The organism is Pseudomonas sp. AGC41, from assembly GCF_057334555.1.
Window position 1 is genome coordinate 92224 of the sequence record NZ_JBHFJB010000004.1, and the last position, 1636, is coordinate 93859.

At 60.5% G+C, this 1636-nt stretch carries 1 protein-coding gene and 1 pseudogene; both read left to right on the forward strand.

Translation table 11 applies throughout. The features are described 5' to 3' along the window. A pseudogene (locus ACE04F_RS00860) lies at positions 1-310 on the forward strand (urate hydroxylase PuuD); the annotation flags it as partial. A 374-nt stretch (positions 311-684) separates the two neighbouring features. Further along, positions 685-1470 carry an outer membrane protein OmpK gene (locus ACE04F_RS00865; protein ID WP_434569445.1) on the forward strand — a complete coding sequence of 262 codons (786 nt, stop codon included), beginning with the start codon at positions 685-687 and terminating at the stop codon, positions 1468-1470. Positions 1471-1636: the final 166 nt, after the last annotated feature.

Here is a 1636-nt window from a genome sequence, read left to right on the forward strand (position 1 = left end):
CCCCGCCGCGCCGGCAACCCCGCCCGCCCAGGCGTCCAGCGCGCAGGGGCCGTCATTTGAAAAGGTCCACAGCGTGATCCAGGAGCGCTGCTCGGTCTGTCATTCGGCCAAGCCCACCAGCCCGCTGTTCAGCGCCGCGCCGGGCGGGGTGATCTTCGATACGCCGCAGCAGATCCAGCAACAGGCCGCACGCATCCAGGCCCAGGCCGTAACCACCCAGATCATGCCCTTGGGCAACATCACCCAGATGACCCAGCAGGAACGTGACCTGATCGGCGCCTGGATCACCCAGGGCGCACGCACCAACTAGCCCGGCCAGACACACCCCGCTCCACCCGCAATACCGCAGACAGGCAGGCCGGCACACGACCGGTCGCCCGTCAGCGGCCGCCTGCGCCTCAACAATAAGAACAAGAGGAAAGCTTTATGCATGCGCTCCATCGTCACGCCTCCGGATGCGCCGTCGCAGCGCACTTGAGTCGCTCCAGGCAAGTCCGTATCCTGCGCGGCCGTTCAAACCCGGACACCTCAAAATAATCATAAGGTCCTAAGCGACCCACCGACTTTCAGCCACTGCCACAAACAAAAAGCTGACCGAACGGATGTTTTGTCCGTGGAAAAAGGCGCCACACCAGAGCGCTGACGACAACTACGCGGTACCACTTACCTTTGGGAGCAAACCGAATGAAACGTACGTGCACCAGCCTGATACTCGCAGGATCGTTGCTCGCCGGCAGCCAAGCCATGGCCGGCGATCTGTTGCAGTGGCAGAACAACAGCCTGAGTTACCTCTACGGCAAGGATTTCCAGATCAATCCGCGTATCCAGCAGACCGTGACGTTCGAACACGCCGATGCCTGGACCTACGGCGACAACTTCTTCTTCCTCGACCGGATCTTCTACAACGGCGAGGACGACAGCAATTCCGGCCCGAACACCTACTACGGCGAGTTCAGTCCGCGCCTGTCGTTCGGCAAGATCTTCGATCAGAAGCTGGAACTGGGCCCGGTCAAGGACGTGCTGCTGGCCATGACCTATGAGTTTGGCGAAGGTGACAACGAGTCCTACCTGATCGGCCCGGGTTTCGACCTGGCGATTCCCGGCTTCGATTACTTCCAGCTGAACTTCTACAACCGCCAGACCGAAGGCTCGCGGGCGGGCGACAATGTCTGGCAGATCACCCCGGTCTGGGCCGTCACCGTCCCGGTGGGTTCATCCGACATTCTGTTCGACGGGTTCATCGACTGGGTCGTCGACAACGACAGCAACGCCAAGGGCACGTACCACGCCAACCTGCATATCGTCCCGCAGATCAAATATGACCTGGGCAAGGCGTTGAAGCTCGGCGCAAAGCAGCTGTACGTGGGCGTGGAATACGACTACTGGAAGAACAAGTACGCCATCGAGGACAGCGAAAGCTTCAAGACCAACCAGAGCAATACCAGCCTGTTGGTCAAATACCATTTCTGATCCGGCGGCATGAAATGAAAAAGCCGGACACAGGGTCCGGCCTTTCATCTGATGCACGGTGCAGATAGGACGATGCACCGTGGCGAGGGAGCTTGCTCCCGCTGGGCTGCGTAGCGGCCCCTTTTTTTGTGAGCGCTTCGCGCTGGAGCGCCAGCCCGGTCAAGCG